23 protein-coding genes and 1 riboswitch are annotated in these 23,384 nt (G+C 67.8%); of the genes, 10 read left to right on the forward strand and 13 right to left on the reverse strand.

Translation table 11 applies throughout. The features are described from left to right. Window positions 1–166: 166 nt before the first annotated feature. Window positions 167–646 (reverse strand): winged helix-turn-helix transcriptional regulator, encoded by a 480-nt coding sequence (locus tag ABE522_RS15350; RefSeq protein WP_346592437.1) that lies wholly within the window; start codon window positions 644–646, stop codon window positions 167–169. A 148-nt stretch (window positions 647–794) separates the two neighbouring features. Between ABE522_RS15350 and ABE522_RS15355 the strand changes: the two genes are divergently transcribed. After that, window positions 795–2,081 (forward strand): D-amino acid dehydrogenase, encoded by a 1,287-nt coding sequence (locus ABE522_RS15355; protein WP_346592438.1) that lies wholly within the window; start codon window positions 795–797, stop codon window positions 2,079–2,081. Next, window positions 2,081–3,157 (forward strand): alanine racemase, encoded by a 1,077-nt coding sequence (gene alr / locus ABE522_RS15360; protein ID WP_346592439.1) that lies wholly within the window; start codon window positions 2,081–2,083, stop codon window positions 3,155–3,157. Before ABE522_RS15355 ends, alr begins: the two co-directional genes overlap by 1 nt. 89 nt (window positions 3,158–3,246) lie before the next feature. Here alr and ABE522_RS15365 read toward each other — a convergent pair whose 3' ends face one another. Further along, window positions 3,247–3,819 (reverse strand): DUF3016 domain-containing protein, encoded by a 573-nt coding sequence (locus ABE522_RS15365; RefSeq protein WP_346592440.1) that lies wholly within the window; start codon window positions 3,817–3,819, stop codon window positions 3,247–3,249. Window positions 3,820–4,110: 291 nt separating this feature from the next. Between ABE522_RS15365 and ABE522_RS15370 the strand changes: the two genes are divergently transcribed. After that, entirely contained in the window at window positions 4,111–6,051 is a 1,941-nt protein-coding gene (locus tag ABE522_RS15370; RefSeq protein ID WP_346592460.1) for a PAS domain-containing hybrid sensor histidine kinase/response regulator, read from the forward strand. A 45-nt stretch (window positions 6,052–6,096) separates the two neighbouring features. Here ABE522_RS15370 and ABE522_RS15375 read toward each other — a convergent pair whose 3' ends face one another. Further along, complete coding sequence (locus ABE522_RS15375) at window positions 6,097–6,360, reverse strand: hypothetical protein (RefSeq protein WP_042614947.1); 264 nt, start codon at window positions 6,358–6,360, stop codon at window positions 6,097–6,099. A gap of 163 nt (window positions 6,361–6,523) precedes the next feature. Between ABE522_RS15375 and ABE522_RS15380 the strand changes: the two genes are divergently transcribed. From ABE522_RS15380 to ABE522_RS15390, 3 genes are read left to right on the forward strand one after another with little or no spacing between them, the layout of a single operon-like run. Further along, a complete protein-coding gene (locus ABE522_RS15380; protein WP_346592441.1) occupies window positions 6,524–7,582 on the forward strand; it encodes a class I SAM-dependent methyltransferase in 1,059 nt (352 codons plus the stop codon). Further along, entirely contained in the window at window positions 7,579–8,280 is a 702-nt protein-coding gene (locus ABE522_RS15385) for a pseudouridine synthase (RefSeq protein ID WP_346592442.1), read from the forward strand. Before ABE522_RS15380 ends, ABE522_RS15385 begins: the two co-directional genes overlap by 4 nt. After that, complete coding sequence (locus ABE522_RS15390) at window positions 8,277–8,957, forward strand: HAD family hydrolase (protein WP_346592443.1); 681 nt, start codon at window positions 8,277–8,279, stop codon at window positions 8,955–8,957. Before ABE522_RS15385 ends, ABE522_RS15390 begins: the two co-directional genes overlap by 4 nt. Window positions 8,958–9,190: 233 nt before the next feature. Here ABE522_RS15390 and fabB read toward each other — a convergent pair whose 3' ends face one another. Together fabB and fabA are read right to left on the reverse strand one after the other, a co-directional pair. Next, entirely contained in the window at window positions 9,191–10,399 is a 1,209-nt protein-coding gene (gene fabB, locus ABE522_RS15395; protein WP_346592444.1) for a beta-ketoacyl-ACP synthase I, read from the reverse strand. Beyond that, on the reverse strand, window positions 10,399–10,914 hold the full coding sequence (gene fabA, locus ABE522_RS15400) for a 3-hydroxyacyl-[acyl-carrier-protein] dehydratase FabA (protein WP_346592445.1): 516 nt from the start codon (window positions 10,912–10,914) through the stop codon (window positions 10,399–10,401). Before fabA ends, fabB begins: the two co-directional genes overlap by 1 nt. Window positions 10,915–11,107: 193 nt before the next feature. Here fabA and dinB point away from each other — a divergent pair, with 193 nt between their 5' ends. Beyond that, a complete protein-coding gene (dinB, locus tag ABE522_RS15405) occupies window positions 11,108–12,193 on the forward strand; it encodes a DNA polymerase IV (RefSeq protein WP_346592446.1) in 1,086 nt (361 codons plus the stop codon). A gap of 35 nt (window positions 12,194–12,228) precedes the next feature. Here dinB and ABE522_RS15410 read toward each other — a convergent pair whose 3' ends face one another. Continuing rightward, a complete protein-coding gene (locus ABE522_RS15410) occupies window positions 12,229–12,867 on the reverse strand; it encodes an NAD(P)-dependent oxidoreductase (protein WP_346592447.1) in 639 nt (212 codons plus the stop codon). 98 nt (window positions 12,868–12,965) lie between these two features. Here ABE522_RS15410 and ABE522_RS15415 point away from each other — a divergent pair, with 98 nt between their 5' ends. Together ABE522_RS15415 and gph are read left to right on the forward strand one after the other, a co-directional pair. Continuing rightward, the gene (locus tag ABE522_RS15415; protein WP_346592448.1) at window positions 12,966–13,868 is read left to right on the forward strand and encodes a LysR family transcriptional regulator; all 903 of its coding nucleotides are present in this window, start codon (window positions 12,966–12,968) and stop codon (window positions 13,866–13,868) included. A 72-nt stretch (window positions 13,869–13,940) separates the two neighbouring features. Then, on the forward strand, window positions 13,941–14,612 hold the full coding sequence (gene gph, locus ABE522_RS15420; RefSeq protein ID WP_346592449.1) for a phosphoglycolate phosphatase: 672 nt from the start codon (window positions 13,941–13,943) through the stop codon (window positions 14,610–14,612). 128 nt (window positions 14,613–14,740) lie between these two features. Here gph and btuB read toward each other — a convergent pair whose 3' ends face one another. After that, window positions 14,741–16,579: a TonB-dependent vitamin B12 receptor gene (btuB, locus tag ABE522_RS15425; protein ID WP_346592450.1), complete on the reverse strand. Its 1,839-nt coding sequence runs from the start codon at window positions 16,577–16,579 to the stop codon at window positions 14,741–14,743. 115 nt (window positions 16,580–16,694) lie between these two features. After that, window positions 16,695–16,914, reverse strand: a riboswitch (cobalamin riboswitch). Between the two features lie 165 nt (window positions 16,915–17,079). On the opposite strand from btuB, the gene ABE522_RS15430 reads away from it, so the two are divergent. After that, window positions 17,080–17,667 (forward strand): histidine phosphatase family protein, encoded by a 588-nt coding sequence (locus ABE522_RS15430; RefSeq protein WP_346592461.1) that lies wholly within the window; start codon window positions 17,080–17,082, stop codon window positions 17,665–17,667. Window positions 17,668–17,857: 190 nt separating this feature from the next. Here the strand turns inward: ABE522_RS15430 and ABE522_RS15435 are convergent, their stop codons facing one another. The 6 genes from ABE522_RS15435 to msrB all read right to left on the reverse strand — a co-directional run bounded on the left by ABE522_RS15435 (window position 17,858) and on the right by msrB (window position 23,348). Continuing rightward, a complete protein-coding gene (locus ABE522_RS15435; protein ID WP_346592451.1) occupies window positions 17,858–18,184 on the reverse strand; it encodes a TfoX/Sxy family protein in 327 nt (108 codons plus the stop codon). Beyond that, the gene (locus ABE522_RS15440) at window positions 18,181–18,663 is read right to left on the reverse strand and encodes a GAF domain-containing protein (RefSeq protein WP_346592452.1); all 483 of its coding nucleotides are present in this window, start codon (window positions 18,661–18,663) and stop codon (window positions 18,181–18,183) included. The genes ABE522_RS15435 and ABE522_RS15440 overlap by 4 nt, the downstream gene beginning before the upstream one ends. Window positions 18,664–18,672: 9 nt before the next feature. Continuing rightward, window positions 18,673–20,118, reverse strand: coding sequence for an aminotransferase-like domain-containing protein (locus ABE522_RS15445; RefSeq protein ID WP_406846374.1), 1,446 nt, complete (start codon window positions 20,116–20,118; stop codon window positions 18,673–18,675). 133 nt (window positions 20,119–20,251) lie between these two features. Continuing rightward, window positions 20,252–20,989 (reverse strand): peptide-methionine (S)-S-oxide reductase MsrA, encoded by a 738-nt coding sequence (gene msrA / locus ABE522_RS15450; RefSeq protein ID WP_346592453.1) that lies wholly within the window; start codon window positions 20,987–20,989, stop codon window positions 20,252–20,254. Between the two features lie 9 nt (window positions 20,990–20,998). Further along, window positions 20,999–22,762, reverse strand: coding sequence for a cytochrome c biogenesis protein DipZ (locus ABE522_RS15455; protein ID WP_346592463.1), 1,764 nt, complete (start codon window positions 22,760–22,762; stop codon window positions 20,999–21,001). Between the two features lie 28 nt (window positions 22,763–22,790). Then, window positions 22,791–23,348 carry a peptide-methionine (R)-S-oxide reductase MsrB gene (msrB, locus tag ABE522_RS15460; protein ID WP_346592454.1) on the reverse strand — a complete coding sequence of 186 codons (558 nt, stop codon included), beginning with the start codon at window positions 23,346–23,348 and terminating at the stop codon, window positions 22,791–22,793. Window positions 23,349–23,384: the final 36 nt, after the last annotated feature.

The raw sequence follows: 23,384 nt of genomic DNA on the forward strand, positions 1-23,384 counted from the left end.
CCCATGGTCGGCGGCTTTGGGGGGAGGGATTTGATGGTATCCGCCGACCATGGGTCGGCGCCACCGCTTTTCTTTTTTTTTTACGCGGGTGGCGGCGCCCGGCCCCAAGCACTCAGTCTGCTTCTCGCAGCAGCCACCCGCGAGGGGGTCTCACCCGTTCGACTTCTCAGTCCGGGATCGGCAGGCTCCAGGTCTCCTTGACCTCTTCCATCACGATGTAGCTCTTCGATTCGCGCACGTGCGGCAAGGTCAGCAGGGTGCTGCCCAGCAGCTTGCGGTACGAGGCCATTTCGCTGATGCGCGCCTTCAACAGGTAGTCGAAATCGCCGGAAACCAGATGGCATTCCAGTACGTTCGGCAGCTTCAGCGCGGCGCGGCGGAACTCCTCGAAGATGTCGCCGGACTTGTAGGCCAGGCTGATTTCCACGAACACCAGCAGGCTGGCTTTCAGTGCCGCCGGGTCCAGGTGGGCGTGGTAGCCGGTGACCACGCCTTCGCGTTCCAGGCGGCGCACCCGCTCGGTGCACGGGGTGGTGGACAGGCCGACGCGTTCGCCCAGCTCGGTGAAGGAGATCCGGCCTTCGGCCTGCAGGATCCTTAGGATTTTCCTGTCAATTTTGTCCAGTTCGCGGGTGCGGGTGGCCACGCTGTCGCCCTGTGCAGATGGTTTTCAGGGAAATATGCTGCCCCGCTTTCATAAAACGCGCAAATTCGCTGGATCGGCCTGACTATACTGTCCCGATTATGGTCCCGGCGTGCTCCTGCGCAGGGAATTGATCGGTTGGAGAGGTCTCATGCGCGTTCTCATTCTCGGCAGCGGCGTCATCGGCACCACCAGTGCCTGGTACCTGCGCCAGGCCGGTTTCGACGTCACCGTCCTGGACCGCCAGCCGGGGCCGGCGCTGGAGACCAGTTTCGCCAATGCCGGGCAGCTGTCGTTCGGCTACACCTCGCCGTGGGCGGCGCCGGGCGTGCCGAAGAAGGCGATCGGCTGGCTGTTCGAAAAGCATGCGCCGCTGGCGATCCGCCCGGGCATGGACCTGGCCCAGTACCGCTGGCTGTGGCAGATGCTGCGCAACTGTACGCAGGAACGCTATGCGATCAACAAGGCGCGCATGGTGCGCATGTCCGAGTACAGCCGTGACTGCCTGAACCAGCTGCGTGCCGAGACGGGCATCGACTATGAAGGGCGTGACCTGGGCACCACCCAGCTGTTCCGCACCCATCAGCAGCTGGACGCTTCGGCGCAGGACATCGAGGTGCTGGCGCAGTACGGCGTGCCCTACGAGGTGCTGGACCGCGCCGGCATCATCGCCGCCGAGCCGGCGCTGGCCCACGTGGATGGGCTGGTCGGCGCGCTGCGCCTGCCGCGCGACCAGACCGGCGACTGCCAGTTGTTCACCCGTCGGCTGGCCACCATGGCGGCCGAGGCCGGGGTGGAGTTCCGCTACGACGTGGACATCGCCGGGGTGGAGCGCGATGGTGACCGCATCACCGGCGTGCGCGTGGATGGCAAGCTGGAAACCGCCGATCACTACGTGGTGGCGCTGGGCAGCTATTCACCCGCGTTGGTGGCCCCGCTGGGGCTGGACCTGCCGGTGTATCCGCTGAAGGGCTATTCGCTGACCCTGCCGATCACCGACCCGGCGATGGCACCGACGTCGACCATCCTGGACGAAAGTTACAAGGTGGCGGTCACCCGCTTCGACGACCGCATCCGCGTGGGCGGCATGGCCGAAGTGGCTGGCTTCGACCTGTCCCTGTCGGCGCGTCGTCGGCAGACGCTGGAGCTGGTGGTGCGTGACCTGTACCCGAAGGGCGGCGATCTTTCCCGCGCGGAATTCTGGACCGGGCTGCGCCCGGCAACGCCGGATGGCACGCCGGTGATCGGCGCCACGCCGTTCCGCAACCTGTTCCTGAACACCGGACACGGCACCCTGGGCTGGACCATGGCGTGCGGGTCCGGTCGTTACCTTGCCGACCTGATGAGCGCGCGACAGCCGCAGATCAGCACCGAAGGCCTGGACATCTTCCGTTACGGCGGCAAGGGTGCTGCGACCGCGCACGCGGGGCGTCGCTGATGCGCCCTGCACGTGCGTTGATCGACCTGGATGCGCTGCGCGGCAACTACCGCCTGGCGCGCGAACTCGGCGGCGGCAAGGCGCTGGCGGTGATCAAGGCCGATGCCTACGGCCACGGTGCGGTGCGCTGCGCGCAGGCGCTTGAAGCACAGGCCGATGGCTTCGCGGTGGCGACCATCGAAGAAGCACTGGAACTGCGCGTGGCCGGTATATCCGCCCCGATCCTGCTGCTGGAAGGTTTCTTTGAAGCCAGCGAACTGCCGTTGATCGCCGAACACCGGTTGTGGACCGCCGTGGGTTCGCCGTGGCAGGTCGAGGCGCTGGCCGCCTTCGACAGTCCGCTGGCGCTGACGGTATGGCTGAAGCTGGACAGTGGCATGCACCGGCTTGGGCTGGACGTGGATGCCTTCCGCGCCGCGCATGCACGCCTGTCCGCGCTGCCGCAGGTCGATCGCATCGTGATGATGACCCACCTGGCTCGTGCCGATGAGCTGGACAGCGGACGCACCCGTGAACAGGCGGCGGTGTTTGCAGCGGCCACGGCCGGGCTGGTCGGTGAGACCAGCATCTGCAATTCGCCTGCACTGCTGGGCTGGCCGGATGTGCGCAGCGACTGGGTGCGTCCGGGCTTGATGCTGTACGGCGCCAATCCGTTGCCGGGTGATACGGCAGTGACCGCGCGCCTGCGCCCGGTGATGAACATGCGTTCGAAGGTAATCGCCGAGCGCTGGATCGAAGTGGGCGAGCCGGTCGGCTACGGCGCACGCTTCGTGGCCCGCCAGCGTACCCGCGTCGGCGTGGTGGCGATGGGTTACGCAGACGGGTATCCACAGTTCGCGCCCAATGGGACACCGGTGGTGATCGACGGCCAGCCTGGCGGGTTGATCGGCCGGGTGTCGATGGACATGCTGACGGTGGACCTCACCGACCACCCGCAGGCGGGCGTGGGCAGCGACGTACAGTTGTGGGGGGGGCAGGCGTTGAGCCTGGCCGAACTGGCGCCGCGCTGCGGGGTCAGTGCCTACCAGTTGCCGTGTGCGGTGAAGCGCGTGCGCCGGGAATATGTGGAAGGGTGAGGGGGAAGCGTGACGACCAACGGTCGTCACCCACGTCACCCACCTGGCCTCGTTCGTCACCCACAAAGCCCGGTCGTCACCCACTTTGGTCAGTTGGCGGCGATCCGTTTGGCCAGGTCGCGGCGCACCCAGTCTTCGATCAGCTTCTTTTCGTAGCGCAGTGGATCACTGCTGCTCTGCATGCCGGTGCTGCCATGCAGGAAGCCGGAATCGCGCAGCGCGGCTTCACCCTGGTCCAGCACCTGGCCGTCCGCGCCCTTCAGCACGTACTGCAGGGTGATCCGCGGCGGGTAGATGTCGCGCATGATCCGGATGTCGCTGGCACGCGGACCATGCCACGGCTCGAAGTCGCCTGCGCGCTTGATGTCGACGAAGGTGATGTCCAGCGTCTGCCCGGGCTGCAGGGTCTTCTCTGCGGTTTTGCGCGCGTACTCGGCCAATTGATGGACCCAGTTGCCGCGCTCGGCCTCGAAGCGGTTGGTGCTGTTGCGCAGCTCGGTGAAGGTTTTGGGGTCGTTCCATTGCACGCTGACCGGCCCGGCGACTTCAAGCGCGCGTGGTGCCTGCGGATCGGTCACGGTGCGCGGGGCGGCCAGTGCGGCACCGGCGGAAGTGGCAAGCAGGACTGCCAGCAGCAGGCTGCGTCGTGAAAGGCGGCTCATGGCAGGCTCCTGCGCCGTGTGGCAGCGCTGTAAGTGTGGCCACCAGTGTGGTCCTGCCCGGCGCGCCGGACAAGCGGCACTCCAGCACGCCCGGGCATGCGCTTACGGGAAGTTCATCACGCCGGGCATGACGCCCGGCGCTTGACGCTGCGAATACGCAGTCTGGACCATGCTGTCTACATTGCTACCCAGCGGCCCAAGCCCTTGTCCCCTGTGAATTCGACCCTGGAAGCCCTGCCCGCACACGCCGCCGCAGGTGGCGGAAGCCTGTACCAGCACGCGCTGGAGCGTATGCATGCGGGCTTCTGCGTGATCAAAGTCCTTTTCGACCACCAGGACCATCCGGTTGACTATGTGTTCCTGGAAGTGAATCCAGCGTTCGAACGCCATACCGGGCTGGTGGATCCGATCGGGCGGCGGATGAGCGAGCTTGAACCCAACCACGAAAAAGACTGGTTCACCATTTACGGCCACGTGGCGCGCACCGGCGAGGCGACCCAGTTCGAACTGGAGGCCAAGGCGCTCGGCCGCGCCTATTCGGTGGATGCCGTGCGGGTAGGTGCCGAGGGCGATGACACGGTCGCGGTGCTGTTCTTCGACGTGAGCGCACGCAAACGGATGGAAGGCGAACTGGGCGAAAGCGAGGCGCGCTTCAGCGCCCTGGCAGACGGCCTGCCGATGCCGGTCTGGGTGCTGGACGAGCAGGGTCACTCGCGCTTCGTCAACAGCGCCTTTACCGAGTTCTTCGGCGGCGACGAGAAGCGGGTGCCGGAAGACGTCTGGCGCGGGCTGGTGCATCCCGATGATGCCTCGGTGTTCGAACACGAACTGCGTGGCGCGCTGAGTGCACAGCGCTCGATGAATACCCTGGTGCGTGCACGGCGCGCCGACGGCGAGTGGCGCTGGCTGGAAATGAACGCCCGGCCGCGTTTCTCGCGCAATGGCCACTTCGTCGGCCTGGCCGGCAGCAGCCCGGACGTGACCGAACGACGCGACATCGAACTGGCGCGCGAAGAGCTGCTGCAGTCCGAGCGCACGGCGCGCGCCGCAGCGGAAAACACCGCGCGCCTGAAGGACGAATTCCTGGCTACCCTGTCGCACGAGCTGCGCACGCCGCTGACCACCATCCTGGGCTGGAGCGAGCTGCTGCTGCAGCGGGTGGAACCGGACAGTCCACTGCGCAAGGGGCTGGGCGTGATCGCCAGCAGTGCCAATGCGCAGAAGCGGCTGATATCGGACATGCTGGACCTCAGCAGCATGCTGCTGGGCAAGGTACAGCTGGAAGTGGAAGTGCTGGACCTTTCCGAGCAGCTGCGCCAGGCGATGGGCGCGCAGGAACTGGTCGCCGAGGGCAAGGCGCTGGACGTGACCGTGGACGTGCCGGACCGTCCGTGCCTGGTGCTTGGCGATGCCACCCGGATGCAGCAGGTGCTGTGGAACCTGCTGTCCAATGCGATCAAGTTCACCCCGGCCGAAGGCTCGGTCACGCTGCGGCTGGAGGACCTGCCCGAAGGCTGGCAGGTGACGGTGAAGGACAGTGGCGATGGCATCGCACCGGAATTCCTGAACCACCTGTTTGGCCGCTTCCGCCAGGCCGACGGCACCACCACCCGCCGCCATGGCGGGCTGGGGCTGGGACTGGCCATCGTGCAGCAGCTGGTCGAGCTGCATGGCGGCACCGTGGCGGCGGCCAGCGAAGGCCATGGCTGCGGCGCGACCTTCACCGTGCGCCTGCCGCGCTATTCGCCCGACCAGGGTTCACGCCCCCTGCGTGAAGTGATCAGTGGCGGCCCGATCATCGAGCGCATCGTCGAACCGTATCCGCTGCGCGGCCTGCATCTGCTGGCGGTGGAAGACCAGGTGGAAGTCCTTGAATACCTGCGTCGCATGCTGGAAGAGCAGGGGGCAGCGGTCACCTCGGCATCGTCTGCCGGCGAAGCGCTGGCGCTGCTGGACGAGAACCGGCACGAGCGCTTCGATGTGCTGCTGACCGATATCGGCATGCCGGGAATGGACGGCTATGGGCTGATCCGCACGCTGCGCGAGGACATGGGCGTGGACGCCGATGCGCTGCCGGCGGTGGCGGTGACCGCGCTGGCCCGCGCCGATGACCGGCGTCGCGCACTGGCATCGGGATTCCAGGAACACGTGGCCAAGCCGTATTCGGTGGCCCAGCTGGTGGCGGCGGTACGCCATGTGCAGGCCACCGGCGAACGCACCGCCCTGCATTGACCTGGCTGAAGCAGTGAGCCGGGGACCGCCCGGCCCACGCACGGTTCAGTGTTCGAACAACGAAGCCTCGGCCTCGAAACGGCGCTCGTAGGCACGTTCATCGGCAACCCGGCTGACTTCCTCATCCGTAATGTCCGGCGCGCCGTAGACCGCATAGGCCACGGTGCCATCGCGGGTCTTGCCGACCTGGTGCAGCCGGTAGCGGGAGTGGCCGCCGCCGGTGTCTTCCGGGTAGTGCACCGGGGGCTGGCTGCCCTCCAGATCCATTTCGCTGTTGTCGACCACGCCACCGACGAACAAGGCACGCATTCGATATCTCCAGAGCTGGGATGGGTCCGCTTACCCTGACCGCTTGGACGTTCGGGCGGCATCAAGGGGATGTTCGCTTTTCGCAAAGCGGTCCCGCACGGGGGCGGTGGCGCCGAGCCGGTACAATGGACGCCCCCTGAAGATTCCAAGGCTTACGTGCCCGATGGCCGCCCGCGACGACGCTCCCCTGCAGACCCTGTTCCTGCCGCTCTCCCAAGGCCTGCTGCGCTGGCCGGAAGGCCCGGTCGCCTTCCTGCGCGCGCGTGACGGATGGCCGCTGCGCGAACAGGCGCAGGGCCGTGAAGTGGTCTGCGAACAGAGCTTCGCCCCGTTCGCCAAGGCGCTGCAGTCGGCCGGGCTGCAGGTGTCCGCCGAGCTGGGCGCTGACCAGGCGGGCCGCTTCGGGCTGGTGCTGGTGCTGCCGCCGCGCCAGCGCGACGAAGCCCGCGCGCTGTTCGCCCGCGCCCTGCAGCTGGTGGCGCCGGGCGGCACCATCGTCGCCTGCCAGCACAACGATGAGGGCGCGCGCTCGGGCGAGGGCGACTTCAAGCAGCTGACCGGCCTGGGCGGCAGCCTGACCAAGAACCACTGCCGGGTGTACTGGAGCGCGCCTGCGCAGGGCCAGCACGATGTTGAACTGGCCAGCCGCTGGGCGAGCCTGGACGCACCGCGCAGGATCCTCGGCGGGCGCTTCACCAGCCGGCCGGGTGTGTTCGCGTGGGACCGGACCGACCCGGCATCGGTACTGCTGGCGGAAAACCTGCCGGCCGACCTGGCCGGGCGTGCCGCCGACCTCGGCGCGGGCTATGGCTACCTGTCGCGTGAGCTGCTGGAGCGCTGCCCGAAGATCACCGCGCTGGATCTGTACGAAGCCGAAGGCCGCGCGCTGGACCTGGCGCGCGTGAACCTGGCCGAGCCACCGCGCGCGCTGCCGCTGCAGTTCCTGTGGCAGGACGTGACCGCCGGGATCGAACCCGGCTACGACGTGATCATCAGCAATCCGCCGTTCCATACCCCTTCGCGCGAGAACCGCCCGGACATCGGCCAGCGCTTCATCGCGGTGGCGGCGCAGGCGCTCAAGCGCGGTGGCCGCCTGTTCGTGGTGGCCAACCGCCACCTGCCGTACGAGAACGTGCTCAACGACAGCTTCGGCACGGTGCGGGTGCTGGCCGAGCGCGATGGTTTCAAGCTGATCGAGGCAGTGCGCGGAGGCAGCCGGTGAAGCTGGTCAAGCTGATCGCCAACCTGGGATACGGCAGCCGCAAACAGGTGCAGTGGATGTTCCGCGAAGGACGCATCACCGACGCCGACGGCGAGGTGCTGTATGCCGACGACCAGATCGCGCACGAAGCGATCCGCGTCGACGGCGAGCCGCTGGATCCGCCGTTCGGGCTCACCATCGCGCTGTTCAAGCCGCGCGGGGTGACCTGTTCGATCAAGGACAAGGGACGGCTGGTCTACGACCTGCTGCCGTCGCGTTTCCGCGACCGCGATCCGGTGCTGTCCACGGTGGGCCGGCTGGACCGCGATACCAGCGGGCTGCTGCTGATGACCGACGACGGTGGCCTGCTGCACCGGATCATTTCGCCGAAATCCAAGCTGCCCAAGGTGTACGAGGTGGAGCTGGCCGAGGACCTGCGCGGTGACGAGGTGGCGCTGTTCGCCAGTGGCACGTTGATGCTGGAATCGGAGAAGACGCCGCTGATGCCGGCCGAGCTGGACGTGCAGGGGCCACGCAACGCGCGCCTGGTGCTGCATGAAGGCCGTTACCACCAGGTGCGGCGCATGTTCGCCGCGACCGGCAACCACGTCCAGGCCCTGCATCGCAGCTGCGTGGGCGGGCTGGGCCTGGATGGCCTGCAGGAAGGCGAGTGGCGGCAGCTGGCCGCCGCCGACCTGGAGACCCTGTTCGCACCGTGAGCACGATCCCTGCCTTGCCGTTCCGCCCGGATGCGGTGATCTTCGACATGGACGGGTTGATGATCGACAGCGAACGGGTGTCGATCGCCTGCTGGAACGAAGCGGCGCTGACGCTGGAGATCGCGCTGCCGGAAGGCTTTTTCCTGCACATGGTGGGCCTGGGCGAGCGGGATTGCCTGCAGCTGCTGCACAAGCATGTCGACGACGGCACGCGCGTCGATACGCTGCTGGCGCACTGCCACGCGCTGTACGATGCGCGCACGCGTGATGGTCTGCCGCTGCGTCCGGGCATCCTGGAACTGCTGGAGCTGCTGAAGGAGCGCGGTGTGCCACGCGCGGTGGCCACTTCGACGCGGCAGCCGCGCGCCAGTCGCAAGCTGGCCGCCAGCGGCCTGCTGGATTACTTCGACGCGGTGGTGACCAGCAGCGATGTACAGCATCCCAAGCCGGCGCCGGACATCTACCTGCTGGCCGCACAGCGGCTGGGAATCGATCCCGCGCGCTGCCTGGCGCTGGAGGATTCACCGACCGGAACGCGTGCTGCGCTGGCCGCAGGGATGACGGTCATCCAGGTGCCGGATCTGGTGCATCCGGATGCGGGCGTGCGTGCACTGGGACATCGCATCGTGGAGTCGCTGCACGATGTGCGCGCACTGCTGCTGCCGCTGCTGAGGTAGCGCCGAGCCACGCTCGGCGAGCGCAGCGGCGTGACGACCAACGGTCGTCCCCACCAACGCCAGGGGCCCCCCACGCCGGCCCCGGGGCCGCCACCACGGGGCTTCGGTGGGGCTCCGCGGCGGGTGGCGGGGCGCTACGGGATTGCTGCATCCAGCGGGTAGCGCCGAGCCATGCTCGGCGAGCGCAGCGGCGAGGCATGACGGCCGGCGGCCGTCACTACCGGGCCTCGGGCTCAGAGCCGGCCGAACACCAGGGCGGCGTTGGTGCCGCCGAAACCGAAGCTGTTGGACATCACCGTACCCAGCTTCTGCTCGCGGCTTTCGCGCACGATCGGGAAGCCTTCCACCTTCGGATCCAGTTCGGTGATGTTGGCCGAACCGGCGATGAAACCGTCGCGCATCATCAGCAGGCAGTAGATCGCCTCATGCACGCTGGCAGCGCCCAGCGAATGGCCCGACAGCGCCTTGGTCGACGACAGCGGCGGTATCGATTCGCCGAACACTTCGCGGATCGCGCCCAGTTCGGTCACATCGCCCAGCGGGGTGGAGGTGCCGTGGGTGTTGAGGTAATCCAGCGGACGGTCGACCTTCTCCATCGCCATCTTCATGCAACGCACCGCGCCCTCGCCCGATGGCGCGACCATGTCGGCACCGTCGGAGGTGACGCCGTAGCCGATCAGTTCGGCGTGGATGGTGGCACCGCGCGCGATCGCGTGGTCGTAGTCCTCCAGCACCAGCATGCCGCCGCCGCCGGCGATGACGAAGCCGTCGCGATCCTTGTCATACGGACGCGAGGCGGTAGCCGGGGTCTCGTTGAAACTGGTCGACAACGCGCCCATCGCATCGAACATCACGCTCATCGACCAGTGCAGGTCTTCACCGCCACCGGCCAGCATGATGTCCTGTGCGCCGTGGCGGATCAGGTCGGCGGCCGCACCGATGCAATGCGCCGAGGTGGCGCAGGCCGCGGACAGCGAATAGCTCAGGCCCTTGATCTGGTAGGCGGTGGCCAGGCAGGCCGAGACCGTGCTGCACATCGTGCGCGGCACCATGTACGGGCCGACCTTGCGCACGCCACGGCTGCGCAGGATGTCGGCCGCTTCCACCTGCCATTCGCTGGAGCCGCCACCGGAGCCGGCGATCAGCCCGGTACGCGGGTTGCTCACCTGCTCCGGGGTCAGCCCGGCATCGGCGATGGCATCGCGTGCGGCGATGTAGGCGAACGCCGAAGCGTCGCTCATGAAACGCTTCAGCTTGCGGTCGATCTGCGCGTCCAGGTCCAGGTCGACGCGGCCGCCGACCTGGCTGCGCAGCCCGGCTTCGGCGTGGTCGGCCAGGTAGGTGATGCCGGCCTTGCCGGCGCGCAGGTTGGCCGACACCGTGTCCAGGTCGTTGCCCAGGCACGAGGTGATGCCCATTCCGGTAATGACGACGCGATGCATCAGAAGTTCTCGGTGGAGGTGAAAAGACCCACGCGCAGATCCTTGGCGACGTAGATTTCGCGGCCATCCACCCGCATGCGGGCGTCGGCCTGGGCCATCACCAGCTTGCGGTTGATGACGCGGGTGATGTCGATTTCATAGCTGACCAGCTTGGCGTCCGGCAGTACCTGGCCGGTGAACTTCACATCGCCGCAGCCCAGCGCGCGGCCGCGACCAGGTGCGCCCAGCCAGGTCAGGAAGAAGCCGGTGAGCTGCCACATCGCATCCAGGCCCAGGCAGCCGGGCATGACCGGATCGCCTATGAAATGGCAGTTGAAGAACCACAGGTCCGGGCGGATATCCAGTTCGGCGCGTACCATGCCCTTGCCATGCGGACCGGCGTCGTCGCGGATGTCGGTGATGCGGTCGAACATCAGCATCGGGTCGTTGGGCAGGCGCCCGGCGCTTGCGCCGAACAGTTCACCGCGGGCGCTGGCCAGCAGCTGGTCGCGGTCGAACGCGTGGAGACGAGTCATGGAAAGCACGATCCTGGAAGCGAAGAACGGATGATCAAGCGTCCGAGGATGCATGACAGCACAGCTTCCGATCAAACATTTCCACCGTACGCACGCGTAGTGTTTACCATTGGAAACGCGCATCCTGTTGATGTGCAACGACCATACTTCGGCGTGTGGCCCACCAAGGTCGAATGCCCTTCCAACACCCACCATGAGCACTATGCGCAAGATCATCCACGTTGACATGGACGCCTTCTACGCGTCGGTGGAGCAGCGCGACGATCCATCCCTGCGCGGCCGGCCGGTGGTGGTGGCATGGCGTGGCGCGCGCTCGGTGGTGTGTGCGGCATCCTACGAAGCGCGGGTGTTCGGCATCCGCTCGGCGATGCCGGCGCTGCGTGCCGAGCGCCTGTGCCCGGATGCGGTGTTCGTGCCACCGGACTTCGCCCGTTACAAGGCCGTTTCCCGGCAGGTGCGCGAGATTTTCCTGCGCCATACCGACCTGGTGGAGCCGTTGTCGCTGGATGAAGCCTACCTGGATGTCACTTCACCGAAATCCGGAATCGCGCTGGCGACCGACATCGCCCGCGAGATCCGCGCGCAGATCCGCGAGGAGACGACACTGACCGCCTCGGCGGGCATCGCGCCGAACAAGTTCCTGGCCAAGATCGCATCGGACTGGCGCAAGCCCGATGGCCAGTTCGTGGTGACTCCGCAGCGCGTGGATGCGTTCCTGCTGCCGCTGCCGGTGAAGAAGGTGCCGGGCGTCGGCAAAGTGATGGAAGGCAAGCTGGCGGCACGTGGCATCGTGACCTGCGGTGATCTGCGCAGCTGGTCGCTGGCCGCGCTGGAAGAGGCCTTCGGCAGCTTTGGCCGCAGCCTGTACAACCGCGCCCGCGGTATCGATGAACGGCCGGTGGAACCGGACCAGCCGGTGCAGTCGATATCGTCCGAAGACACCTTCGCCGAGGACGTTCCGCTGGATGCGCTGGCGCCGGCGATCGTCCAGCTGGCGGAGAAAACCTGGAACGCCACCCGCAAGACCGACCGCACCGGGCACACGGTGGTGCTGAAACTGAAGACCTCGCAGTTCCGCATCCTCACCCGCAGCTACACGCCGGAGCGGCCGCCGGAATCGATGGAGGAACTGCGCGACATCGCGCTGGCCCTGCGCGACCGCGTGGAGCTGCCACCGGACACGCTGTACCGCTTGGTGGGCGTCGGCCTGGGTGGTTTCCGCGAGCGTGAACCCGTGCTCCAGGGCGACCTGTTCCAAAAAGGGGACGGAGGGAATTAAGCGAACTTAATTCCCTCCGTCCCCTTTTTTGGGTTTCAGTACGCGGCGGTGATGATCTGGCGCGGGTGGGCGTGGGTTTGCAGTTCTTCGACGAAGGCGGCGCCGTAGTCGGCGTAGCTGATGCGGCTGTGCCCATCGGCATCGGCGAGGAAGGTCTTTGCCTGCACGCGATACTGCCCGCGCTCGTCACCCGGGCCGATTTCCGCGGCCGGCGAGAAGAAGGTCCAGTCGACGTCCTGCACGGCCTGCAGCTGTTTCAACGCTTCACGCGCGGCCAGTGCGTAGGGCTTGTAGGCGGCGGGGAAATCCGGGGTATCCACCAGCTGCACGCCCGGCGCGACCTCCAGGCTGCCAGCGCCGCCCACCACCACCAGTCGCGGCACGCCGGCCTGGCGCGCAGCGTCCAGCAACTGCCCGGCGACCACCGCGATCTGGCCGATGTCATCGCCCGGTCGCGGACCGTAGGCACTGGCCAGCACGTCGTGGCCGGCGATGACGGCGGCCAGCGCGGCGCTGTCGTCCAGCGGCGCGATGGCCAGCGCGGCGCCGTCCAGTTCGGCGGGGAGCTGTTTCTCGCTGCGTACGATGGCGGTGACCTGGTGGCCGTTGGCCAGCGCATGACGGGCGATCTGGCGGCCGATGGTGCCGGTGGCACCGACGAGGGCGATCTTCATGGGGGGTGTTCCGTTGCGGGGTGAGCGGTCACTGTAGGCTTCGTCAGATGATCGAAAAACAGCGTATAACGGTCATGTTTGTTGCATGGATCGAGCAATTGGACCGTTTGACCGCCATCGACGTGTTCATCGAAGTCGCCGAGCGCGGCAGCCTGACTGCGGCTGCGGAAGCGCTGGACATGTCCCGGCCGATGGTCACCCGCTACCTGGCTGCACTGGAACAGTGGCTGGGCGCGCGCCTGCTGCACCGGACCACCCGCCGGGTCGGCCTGACCGGCCCCGGCGGGATCGCGCTGATGCGATTCCAGCAGATGCGTGGGATCCGCCAGGAACTGGAGGACGAGCTGGCCAGCCAGGATCCCGAACCCCATGGCGTGCTGCGGGTGACCGCCAGCGTGTCGTTCGGCCAGCTGCACCTGGCGCCGGCGGTGGCCGACTACGTGAAGCGCTACTCGCAGGCACGGATCGAACTGCTGATGGTGGACCGCATCGTCAACCTGGTGGAGGAGCGGATCGACCTGGCGGTTCGCATATCGCGGCAGATCGATCCGGCGCTGATCGCGCGTCGGCTGGCCGATTGCCGTTCGGTGCTGTGCGCCGCGCCGGCCTACCTGCAGCGGCAGGGCACGCCGCACAGCGCCGAACAGCTGGCGACGCACAACTGCCTGACCCACCATTACGTCGGCAAGGGCGTGTGGCGCCTGCAGCGCGACGGGCGGCAGGTGGCGGTCAGCGTGAACGGCAACATCAGCGCCAACGATTCGTCGCTGCTGCTGGAGGCGGTGCGCAGCGGCACCGGCATCGCGATGCTGCCGGCTTACCAGGTGAATCCGCTGCTGGCCAGCGGTGAGCTGGTCGCGTTGCTTGCAGAGTATTCGCTGGAAGAAATGGGGCTGCACGCGGTGTATGCCTCGCGTCGGCAGCAGTCCACCTTGCTGCGCAGCTTCGTCGATTTCCTGGTGGAACGGTTTTCCAGTCCGGCGTTTGCCGCGTACTGCTAGCCAGCGACGGTCAAGGAAGCCAGCCAAGGCGGCAGTTACACTGCAGGTTCTCCCGCACGACATGGCAGGCCCGTGAGCCACGTAACGACGCATCCGTATCCGCTGGTGATATTCGACCTGGACGGCACGCTGGTGGACAGTGCCAGCGACATCGCCGAAGCATTGAACCGCACGCTGGAAGACTGGCAGCTGCCGCGGGTGGCCGAAGCCACCGTGCTGACCTGGATCGGTGACGGCGTGCGTCGGCTGGTGGAACAGGCGTTCACCGCGGCGGGCAGCACGATCGACCTGGATCGGGTGATGCCGGGCTTCATGGTGCACTACCGCGAATGCCTGCTGCGCAGCCCGCGCCTGTTCGATGGCGTCGCCGAGGCACTGCAGCAGCTGCAGGAACGTGGTGTGCCGATGGCGATCTGCACCAACAAACCGAGTGCGCTGGTACAACCGCTGCTGGATCACCTGGGCATCGGCGATCGGTTCGCGCTGGTGCTGGGCGGCGATTCGTTGCCGCAGCGCAAGCCCAGTGGCGAGCCACTGCGGCATATCGCCGGGCACTTTGGTTTCGCGCCCGGCGACTGCCTGATGGTGGGGGATTCGTTGACCGACTATCGTGCCGCGCTGGATGCCGGCATGCCGGTGGCGCTGGTCCGTTACGGCTATCCCCGCGGGCTGGACCTGCAGCACAACGAAGCGGTGGCGGTGGTCGACGACCTGCGCCAATTGCCGGGGTTGCGCGCGGGCTGAGGGCCCGCTGCGCTCGCCGACCATGGGTATGCCGGTCGTCCTGACCGGCACCCTACGGGCCGTCGCAAGCGACGTTGGCAGCGGCTCCTGCCGCTGCCTTCGACGCTACCGACGCCGGGCCGTGCGCGTTACTTCGGCTGGTAACGCACGCTCAGCTGGTATTCGCGCCCCGGCTGGTTGTACCAGGCGACCGTTTCGTAGCGACGGTCGAACACGTTGGCCGCACGTGCGAGCACCGACCAGTCATCGCCCAGCGCGTATTCCAGGCGCAGGTCCAGGGTGCCGTAGCCCGCGAGCTTCACCGTGTTGGCGGCATCGTCGTAGCGCTTGCCGGCGCCGAAGCCGGTCAGGCCGACGCGCAGGCTACCGAAGCGGCGGTCCAGGTCGATGCGCGCGGTCTGCTGCGCACGCCGCGCCAGCCAGTTGTCGTACTGCCCGCCATCGGTGCGGTTGCGCGGATCGGTGTAGCTCAGCTGTGCGTTGATGTCGATGCCGGCCAGCGTGGTGGAACCGGTCAGTTCGGCGCCGCGGATGCGGGCCTTCTCCACCTGGGCCATGCGGAAGGTGGCCGCGTCATAGGTGATCAGGTCATCCACGCGCGTTTCATACACATCCAGGCCCCAGCGCCAGCCCTCACCCTGCTGGGCGATGCCGATGTTGCTGCTGCGTGCCTTTTCCGGATCCAGCGTGGCCACGCCGCTCCACGGGTCGTACAGATCGCTGAAGGTCGGCGCCTTGAACGCGGTGCCGTGGCTGGCCGTGAACTTCCAGCCCGCGCCCAGTTGCAGACCCCAGGCCAGTGAACCGGTGGTGTGGTTGCCGAACTGCTGGTTGTCATCGTTGCGCACGCTGGCCTGCAGATGTTGCCGGCCGAAGCGACCCTGGTACTGCACGAACACACCGGTGTTGTCACGGCTGTCGATCAGGTAGCCGGCGCTGCTGCCATCCAGGCTGTCATCGCTCCAGTCCACGCCGCCGCTCAGCAGCTGGTTGTCGGCCAGGCTGGCGTCGACCTGCAGCGAGGCGCTGTCGCGATGCGTCTGCGCGCTGCCAAACGCATCGAACGGACCACTGTTGTCCGATTCGTTGTCGCTGCGGCCGATGCTGGCGGTCACTGCCAGACGCTCGGACGGGGTGTAGCGGACTTTGCCGCTCAGCACCTGCTGCAGCGTTTCAGAGTAGTTGTAGTAGCCGTCGTAGTGGTTCTCGCCTTCGGCACGCAGGGCGCTGCCTTCCACGCTCCACTGTGGGCTGAAGGTGTAGCCACCCCGCGCGCTCTTGGAGAGATTGCGGTAGCCATCGCGATCCGGCTCGTCCGCCCCGCAGCCCTGGAAGGTCGCCGCCGAACCGCGGCACGCATCGATGCCATCGCTGTGCTGGTAGGCGATGTCCAGGCCGAACCAGCCACGCTCGGTACCGCCGCCGATGCCGCCACTGGCCTGGCGCAGGCCGTTGCTGCCGCCGCCCAGTTCCAGGTGCGGTGCGAAGCCGCCGGTATCACGACGGGTGAAGATCTGCACCACGCCACCGATCGCATCCGCGCCATACAGGCTGGACTGCGGGCCGCGCACGATTTCCACGCGTTCGATCTGCGCCAGCGGCAGGTCCTGCAGCATGGCCAGGCCGAAGTCACCGGTGTTGATGCGCACGCCATCCACCAGCACCACGGTGTGCGAGGAATTGGTGCCGCGCAGGAACAGCGACGTCTGCTTGCCGAGTCCGCCGGTGTTGACCAGGTTGATGCCGGCGCGGCCGCGCAGCAGGTCCTGCAGCGACGTGGCCTGGCTGGCCTGGATGGCGCTGCGGTCGATCACCTGCGCCGGGCTGAGGCTGTCGGCCAGCGTGATCGGGGTGCGCGTGGCGGTGACCAGCACCTGGTCCAGCGCGGTGGCAGCGTTCTGTGCGCCAGCCATGCCAGGCAGTGCGGACAGCACGGCCAGGGAGAGGATTCGGGACTGCAATGTCATGGGGTAACTCCAACTGCCGCGCACGCCCGCGCGGACAAAAAGGGAGCTGCAACGCGGAGACAGGGCGATGCGCACCGCGCAGGACGCGGTGGCCGTCGCCGATGCCCACCGCATCGCAACCTGGTGCTTCCGGGCCGGTCTCCGGGCTTGCCGTCGGTGGAGGTCCACCGGGCGGACGCCTTCCCATGCCCGGGGGCACAGTGGCGTGAGGTCCGCTTGTGACGTGCTTACCGTTGCGGGGGCAGCGCCGGAGTGGCATCACGTGGATGCGTCACCGGCTTCCCGTTTCAACCTGCCAGCCGACGCCGCAGGTCACCTTGAAGTGCGCGCAGTCTAAGCCATCGCGTGCGGCGATGCAGGCCGCGTGCGCCGGTGCACTAGAATGGCCCCTGTTTCGTTCCAGATCTGCCCATGACGTCCATGCCGTACTGCGTTGCCCCCTTGTGCCAAGGCCCGGGTGCCTGCCCGCCGATGCAGGACCGGTGCAGCGGGGCCAAGCGATGATCCTGGACCTGGTCCGCCACGCCAGCACCGGCCGCGACACCCACCTGGACGGTCGCACCGATCCGCCGCTGCTGGCCGGGGCGCACGATGCGCTGTGCGCGGCTTACCAAGGCCATGAGTGGGAGCGGGTGATCACTTCGCCACGCCTGCGCGCGCTGCATACCGCAGTCGCGCTTGCGGTGCCGCGCGGGCTGGACGTTCAGCCGGATGCAGAGTGGGAAGAACTCGATTTCGGCGACTGGGACGGGCTGGCGATCGAGGCCCTGCCGGAACAGGAGCTGCTTGGTTTCCATCGCGATCCGCATGCCTTCGCCCCGCCGAACGGCGAAAGCTGGGGACATTTTGAACGCCGCATCGCGCGCGCGCTGGACCGGCTGTTCGACGAGGAAGAGGACGAAGCGGCGTCACCGACGCTGATCGTCAGCCATGGAGGACCGCTGCGGATGGTGCTGTCGCAGGTGTGTGGCCTGCCGGTGGCACTGTGCTGGGCGTTGCGCATCGACCACGGCACCCGCCTGCGGCTGCGGGTGGAGCGCGGGGATGCGGGGCTGTGGGGCGAACTGCTGGAACTGCAGCAGCCCTGAAGGTGGGGCGGGATGCCCGACGCGCCGCTGCGCTCGCCGAGCACGGCTCGGCGCTACCCTCGCGGTGATGTCGACCGGTACCGGTACCGGTAGCGGTAGCGCCGAGCCATGCTCGGCGGGGAGAAGCGTGACGACCAACGGTCGTCACCCACCACGACCGACGGTCGTCACCCACCAGGATCAAAAGCCGTCAGTCGTCGTGGTCGTCGAAGCGTTGTTCGCGTACCGGGCCGGAGGCAGGCCCCGGCGCTTTCAACGGCTGCAGCGCGATGCGCGCTTCGTAGTCCTGCACCAGCGCGCTGCGCTGGGCTTCGGTCAGGTCCTGCCAGTGGCAGTCCAGCAAGGCGCCTTCCAGCGAATACAGCAGGTTGAGGCTGGGCTTGAAGCCGGCCCTTCGCACCTTGACGAAGGCCCCCACCGAACCGATGGCGAGCAGTTCTTCGCGGCTGCGCAGGCCGACCTGGCGCAGCCATGCCGCGCTTTTCGGGCCGATGTTGCGCAGCTGCAGGGTGCTCATCGCAGTGCGTCGACGAACACGGCGGCGATGGCTTCCAGGCCGGCCTGGTCGTCGGCATCGAAGCGCGCCAGCAGCGGGCTGTCGAGGTCGAGCACGCCGATCAGTGCGCCATCCTTGACCAGCGGCACCACCAGTTCCGAACGCGAGGCGGAATCGCAGGCGATGTGGCCCGGGAAGGCGTCGACGTCGTCGATGCGCTGGGTCACGCGTTCCGTGGCGGCCGCACCGCACACGCCCTTGTGCAGGGGAATGCGCACGCAGGCGGGCAGGCCCTGGAACGGGCCGACCACCAGCTCGGTGCCGTCGAAAAGGTAGAAGCCGGCCCAGTTGAGGTCGGGCACGGCATGGTAGATCAGCGCCGAGAGGTTGGCCGCGTTGGCGATGCGGTCGCTCTCGCCATGCACCAGGCCACGGGCCTGGTCCAGCAGCTGGGCGTATTGTTCCGGCTTGCTGCCGGTCAGCGAAGAAGTGGCGAACATGCCGCCAGTCTAGCAAGGCACGGCGGTGCTGGCGGCCAGCGCCGTGGCCAGCGCCCCGATCCGCGCAATGCCCGCCGTGTAACGCGCATCCAGCTCCTGGCAGCAGGACAAGCGCAGGCAGTGGCGGTAGCGCGCGCCGCGCGAATAGATCTGGCCGGGCATGAACACGATGTCCTCGGCCAGTGCCTGTTCGAACAGCTCGCCGGTGTCCACGCCGGGAATCTCCAGCCACAGCAGGAAGCCACCGGTGGGTTCGGTCGCCCGCGTGCCGGGCGGGAAATGCTGGGCAACCAGCTGCCGCACCTTGCTGGTCTGTTCGCGGTACAGGCGGCGCATGCGGCGCAGGTGGTGTTCGTAGTTGCCGGCTTCCAGGAAGGCGGCGACGGCATCGCCGAGCAGCCTTGATTCGGCACCGCTGGAATGGAACTTGAGCAGCGCGATGCGCTCGACGAAACGCCCGCCTTCCAGCCACCCGACGCGGTAGTCCGGTGCCAAAGTCTTGGAAAAACCCGCGCACACCATCACCCAGCCGTCGCGGTCGAAGGCCTTCAGCAGGGGCTGCAGGGGCTCACTGTGCTGCAGTTCGGCGTACACGATGTCTTCGATCACCGGCAGGCGGCGTGCATTGGCCAGTTCGGCCAGGCGTTGCTTGGCCGCCACCGGCATGGTGCAGCCCAGCGGGTTGTGCACCGTGGGCATCACCACCAGTGCGGCCAGTGCGGTGGTGTCCAGCAGCGCATCGAGTGCTTCCACGTCCAGGCCCCGCTGTGGGTGGGTGGGCAGTTCGATCGCCTGCAGGCCAAGGCTGGCCAACAGGGGGTAGAGGTTGAAATACGACGGCGCTTCGATGCCGACCGCATCGCCCGGTTCAGTCACCGCGCGCAGCGCCAGTTGCAGGGCCTCCATCGCCCCATGGGTAAGCGTGATCCGTTCGGGCACGGTGTGCAGGCCCATCCGCGGGCCGCGCTGCACGATCTGCCGGATCAGGGCCTGCGAACCGTCCGGCCGCGCATAGGTTTCCACCGTGGCCAGGCTGCGGCGCAGGACCTGGGCGGTGGCCCGCTGCAGCTGCACGCCGGGATAGAAGGCGCGACCGCGCGGGCCGGCGAAGGCCAGGTCCAGCACCTGTGGCCGCTGCTGGGCGGCAAGCACCCGCGCCAGCATCGCCGGCTGGCTCGGCGCAGTGGGCTCGGAGGGTGCATCCCGCAGCGATCGAAGGGGAACCTGCAGGCGGGCAGCGACCTGGAATCCGGAACGCGGCAGCGGCACCACCAGCCCGGCATCTTCGAGTTGCCGGTAGGCGCCGATCACCGTGTTCAGGCTGACCTTGCGCTGCTGCGCCATCTGCCGCAGCGAGGGCAGGCGCGCCCCGCTGGGCAGGCGTCCGGCCTGGATCGCCGCGGACAGCTCATCGGCCAGTTGCTGGTAGCGGGGCAGGGTGGCCTGGGCATCCATCTGTATCCAACCAAACAGGGGAAGCCTGCCACTGTACCCCTGTTTCTTCCCGCCCTACGATGACCTCGCTGGCATCAGCTCCGGCCTTTCCCCCACGCACGTCCTCCATGGACGTGCGTTTTTTTTTACAGGCTCACTTCATCGGCACCAGTACCGGATCGCGGCGGTACAGCTGCGGGAACCGCTGCTGCAGGGCCACCAGCTTGGGTGCGTCGTAGTAGCGGATGTAAGCGGCCTGCGGGTTCCGTTCCAGATAGTTCTGGTGGTAGGCCTCAGCCGGATGGAAGCGCTTGCCGCTGCCCAGTTCGGTCACCACCGGGGACGAGAACGAGGCGCCGATCTGGCCCACGTAGGCACGGTTGGCGGCCTGCTGGCGGGGATCGTCGCTGAAGATGGCGGAGCGATACTGTGTCCCGTGGTCCGGTCCCTGGCGATTGAGCTGGGTCGGGTCGTGCGCGACCGAGAAGAACACCTGCAGCAGCTGGCCATAGCTGACCTGGCGCGGATCGTAGTCGACCCGCACCGCTTCAGCATGGCCGGTACGCCCGCTGCTGATGGTCTCGTAGCGCGCCGTCGATGCGTCGCCGCCGATATAGCCGGAGACTGCGTTGCCCACGCCCTTGACGTGCTGGAACACGCCCTGCACGCCCCAGAAGCAGCCGCCGGCGAATACCACGCTGGCCTGCGTGCGCTCGTCCTTGTACGCCGCCACGCCGGTGGGAGCGGGCAGGGCGCGGCTTTCTTCGGCGGCGCGCGCCGGTGCCCTGCCGGCGCCGATGGCCGGGCCTGCATCGACCGCGAACACCACCAGCGCACCCACCACCAGCGCGGCCACTGCCGCGGCGATGCCTTGTTCCAATGAGAATTTCATGCGACGTCCTCAGCCAAACGTAAACGCGTAGGCCTGGACACCCGGGTCCAGGAACTCGATCTCGAACAGGTGCTCACCGATGTCCGCGCGCTGGCGCACCAGTTGGTACAGACGATGCTCATCGACCACGCCAGTGCCGTCGGGCTGCACATCGCCGCCTGCATCGGCGGCCTGCAGCGGCTTGCCATCCAGCAGCACCCGGAAGCGGATGGGTTTGCCATCTGCCGCTGGCGCCAGCACCAGGTGCAGGTCGCGGGCGTGGAAGCGGAAGGCGATGCGTCCGCCCGCCGAGGCCAGCGTGGCCGACTCCTGGTCGACCGACCAGCGGTCGCGCAGCGCCCACTGGTTCAGCACCCACTGCTGCGGGAGGTCGTAATCGAACGGCTGATCGCGGCGGAAGCCACCGGGCGAGGCGAAGTGCTCCGCACGCGCATGGCCGAGGTAGGTTTCCGGCGAACGCAGGTTGCCCATGTCGGCCTGTTCGGCAACGCCCTGCAGGGTGGCGGCGGTGGGGTCGGCTGGCGGTGGCAGGTTGGTCTGGCCCGCTTCCTGCAGCAGCCGACGGATCACCTGCTCGGAGTGCGCATAGTTGCCCTCGCCGAACTGGTGCGCGCGGATGCGGCCCTGCGCATCGACGAAATAGTGCGCTGGCCAGTAGCGGTTTTCGAACGCGCGCCAGATCGCATAGTCGTTGTCCAGCGCGACCGGGTAGGTGACCTTCAGCTGCTCGACCGCGCGCATCACGTTGCGCGGGTTGCGCTCGAAGGCGAACTCCGGGGTGTGCACGCCGATCACCACCAGGCCGTGGTCGCGATAGCGCTCGGCCCATTCGTGCACGAACGGCATCGCGCGCAGGCAATTGATGCAGGAGTAGGTCCAGAAGTCGATCAGCACCACCTTCCCGCGCAGTTGTTCGCGGGTCAGCGGTGGGCTGTTGAGCCAGCCGGTGGTGCCTTCCAGGGCAGGCAGCTCGCCTTCGACCGGCAGCGGCACATCAGCGGCGGCCGCGCCGGTGCTGGTCATTGCCGCCGCGCCGGGCTGCACGCCGGGCACGGCATCCAGCAGTCCCTGTTCCAGCCGTGCGGTGCTGACCGTGGAAAGCCGGGTCAGGGCGCCGGTGTCCCAGCCCATTGCGATGGCAACCACCGCCAGCAGCGCCGCCACGCCGAGCACGCGGCGCAGCACATTGCCCAGCCCCAGGCGTGCCTTCAGCGCATTGAAGACGCGGCCGCCCACCCACACCGCCAGCGCGAGCGCGGTGACGGCGCCCAGCGCGTAGGCAAGCAGCAGGCTGCTGGTGCTGGCACTGGCGCCGTTCAGCGCCGCTCCGGTCAGCACCAGGCCGAGGATCGGACCGGCGCACGGGGCCCACAGCAGGCCGGTGGCGATACCCACCAGCAGGGACGTCCAGGCACCACCGCGTCCCGCGTCGTCGGCGGCATCGGCACGTGCGCTGAGGCGGGCGCCGACGCGCTGGAACGGTGCCAGCAGGCGGTCGGCGAACGCCGGCCACAGCAGCGCCAAGGCGAACAGCGCCATGACCACCAGGGCCACCCAGCGGCCGATCTGGTTGGCCTGTGCCACCCACGCACTGCCCACCGCCGCCAGGCTGGCCACGACGGTGAAGGTGATCGCCATGCCCAGCAACAGCGGCAGGGTGCTGCGCAGGAACGAGCCGCCGGCACGCGCGAACACGAACGGCAGCACCGGCAGGATGCACGGACTGAGCAGGGTCAACACACCCCCCAGGTAAGCCAGCAGCAACAGCATCAGCGACGCTCCATCAACAGGGGAAAAGACATCAGACCGGCACCCGCCAGGCGCTGCCGGCATCGTTGGCATCGGTGCGGGCGGCAGGCTCGAAGGTCAGCGCGGCACCGTTCATGCAGTAGCGCAGCCCGGTCGGGCGCGGGCCGTCGTTGAAGACATGGCCCAGGTGCCCGCCGCAGCGGCGGCAGTGGATTTCCACGCGGACCATGCCGAACAGAGTGTCGCGCTGTTCGCCGACGGCGTCGTGCAGCGGCGCCCAGAAACTGGGCCAACCGGTGCCGCTGTCGAACTTGGTCGAGGAGGAAAACAACGGCAGCGCGCAGCCGGCGCAGTGGAAGGTGCCGCGACGCTTTTCGCGGTCCAGCGGGCTGCTGCCCGCACGCTCGGTCGCCTGCTGGCGCAGCACGGCATACTGCGCCGGGGCCAGCTGCTGCTTCCATTGGGCGTCGCTGCGCATGATCTCGAACCGGCGGGCAGGCGCGGCTTCGGCGGCGGCCGGCGCGGCGCGGCTGCAGGCGCCGATGCCCAGCACGCCGGCGGCAGCGGCCATGCCGCCCAGGCCGAGCAGGTGACGTCGTGACAGGGACATGGCCATCTCCAGCAGGGACGATGCGGCCATGCTGCG

It is taken from the genome of Stenotrophomonas lacuserhaii (assembly GCF_039674585.1).
Taxonomy (GTDB): domain Bacteria; phylum Pseudomonadota; class Gammaproteobacteria; order Xanthomonadales; family Xanthomonadaceae; genus Stenotrophomonas; species Stenotrophomonas pennii_A.

Excerpts from the sequence above, each read along its gene's own strand:
- msrA (WP_346592453.1), bottom strand. The coding sequence starts at position 20,989 with ATGAAATTCTCATTGGAACAAGGCATCGCCGCGGCAGTGGCCGCGCTG.
- msrB (WP_346592454.1), bottom strand. The coding sequence starts at position 23,348 with ATGTCCCTGTCACGACGTCACCTGCTCGGCCTGGGCGGCATGGCCGCT.
- ABE522_RS15445 (WP_406846374.1), bottom strand. The coding sequence starts at position 20,118 with ATGGATGCCCAGGCCACCCTGCCCCGCTACCAGCAACTGGCCGATGAG.
- dinB (WP_346592446.1), top strand. The coding sequence starts at position 11,108 with ATGAGCACTATGCGCAAGATCATCCACGTTGACATGGACGCCTTCTAC.
- ABE522_RS15380 (WP_346592441.1), top strand. The coding sequence starts at position 6,524 with ATGGCCGCCCGCGACGACGCTCCCCTGCAGACCCTGTTCCTGCCGCTC.
- ABE522_RS15410 (WP_346592447.1), bottom strand. The coding sequence starts at position 12,867 with ATGAAGATCGCCCTCGTCGGTGCCACCGGCACCATCGGCCGCCAGATC.
- fabB (WP_346592444.1), bottom strand. The coding sequence starts at position 10,399 with ATGCATCGCGTCGTCATTACCGGAATGGGCATCACCTCGTGCCTGGGC.
- ABE522_RS15435 (WP_346592451.1), bottom strand. The coding sequence starts at position 18,184 with ATGAGCACCCTGCAGCTGCGCAACATCGGCCCGAAAAGCGCGGCATGG.
- fabA (WP_346592445.1), bottom strand. The coding sequence starts at position 10,914 with ATGACTCGTCTCCACGCGTTCGACCGCGACCAGCTGCTGGCCAGCGCC.
- ABE522_RS15365 (WP_346592440.1), bottom strand. The coding sequence starts at position 3,819 with ATGAGCCGCCTTTCACGACGCAGCCTGCTGCTGGCAGTCCTGCTTGCC.
- ABE522_RS15375 (WP_042614947.1), bottom strand. The coding sequence starts at position 6,360 with ATGCGTGCCTTGTTCGTCGGTGGCGTGGTCGACAACAGCGAAATGGAT.
- ABE522_RS15440 (WP_346592452.1), bottom strand. The coding sequence starts at position 18,663 with ATGTTCGCCACTTCTTCGCTGACCGGCAGCAAGCCGGAACAATACGCC.
- ABE522_RS15430 (WP_346592461.1), top strand. The coding sequence starts at position 17,080 with ATGATCCTGGACCTGGTCCGCCACGCCAGCACCGGCCGCGACACCCAC.
- ABE522_RS15370 (WP_346592460.1), top strand. The coding sequence starts at position 4,111 with ATGCATGCGGGCTTCTGCGTGATCAAAGTCCTTTTCGACCACCAGGAC.
- alr (WP_346592439.1), top strand. The coding sequence starts at position 2,081 with ATGCGCCCTGCACGTGCGTTGATCGACCTGGATGCGCTGCGCGGCAAC.
- ABE522_RS15355 (WP_346592438.1), top strand. The coding sequence starts at position 795 with ATGCGCGTTCTCATTCTCGGCAGCGGCGTCATCGGCACCACCAGTGCC.
- btuB (WP_346592450.1), bottom strand. The coding sequence starts at position 16,579 with ATGACATTGCAGTCCCGAATCCTCTCCCTGGCCGTGCTGTCCGCACTG.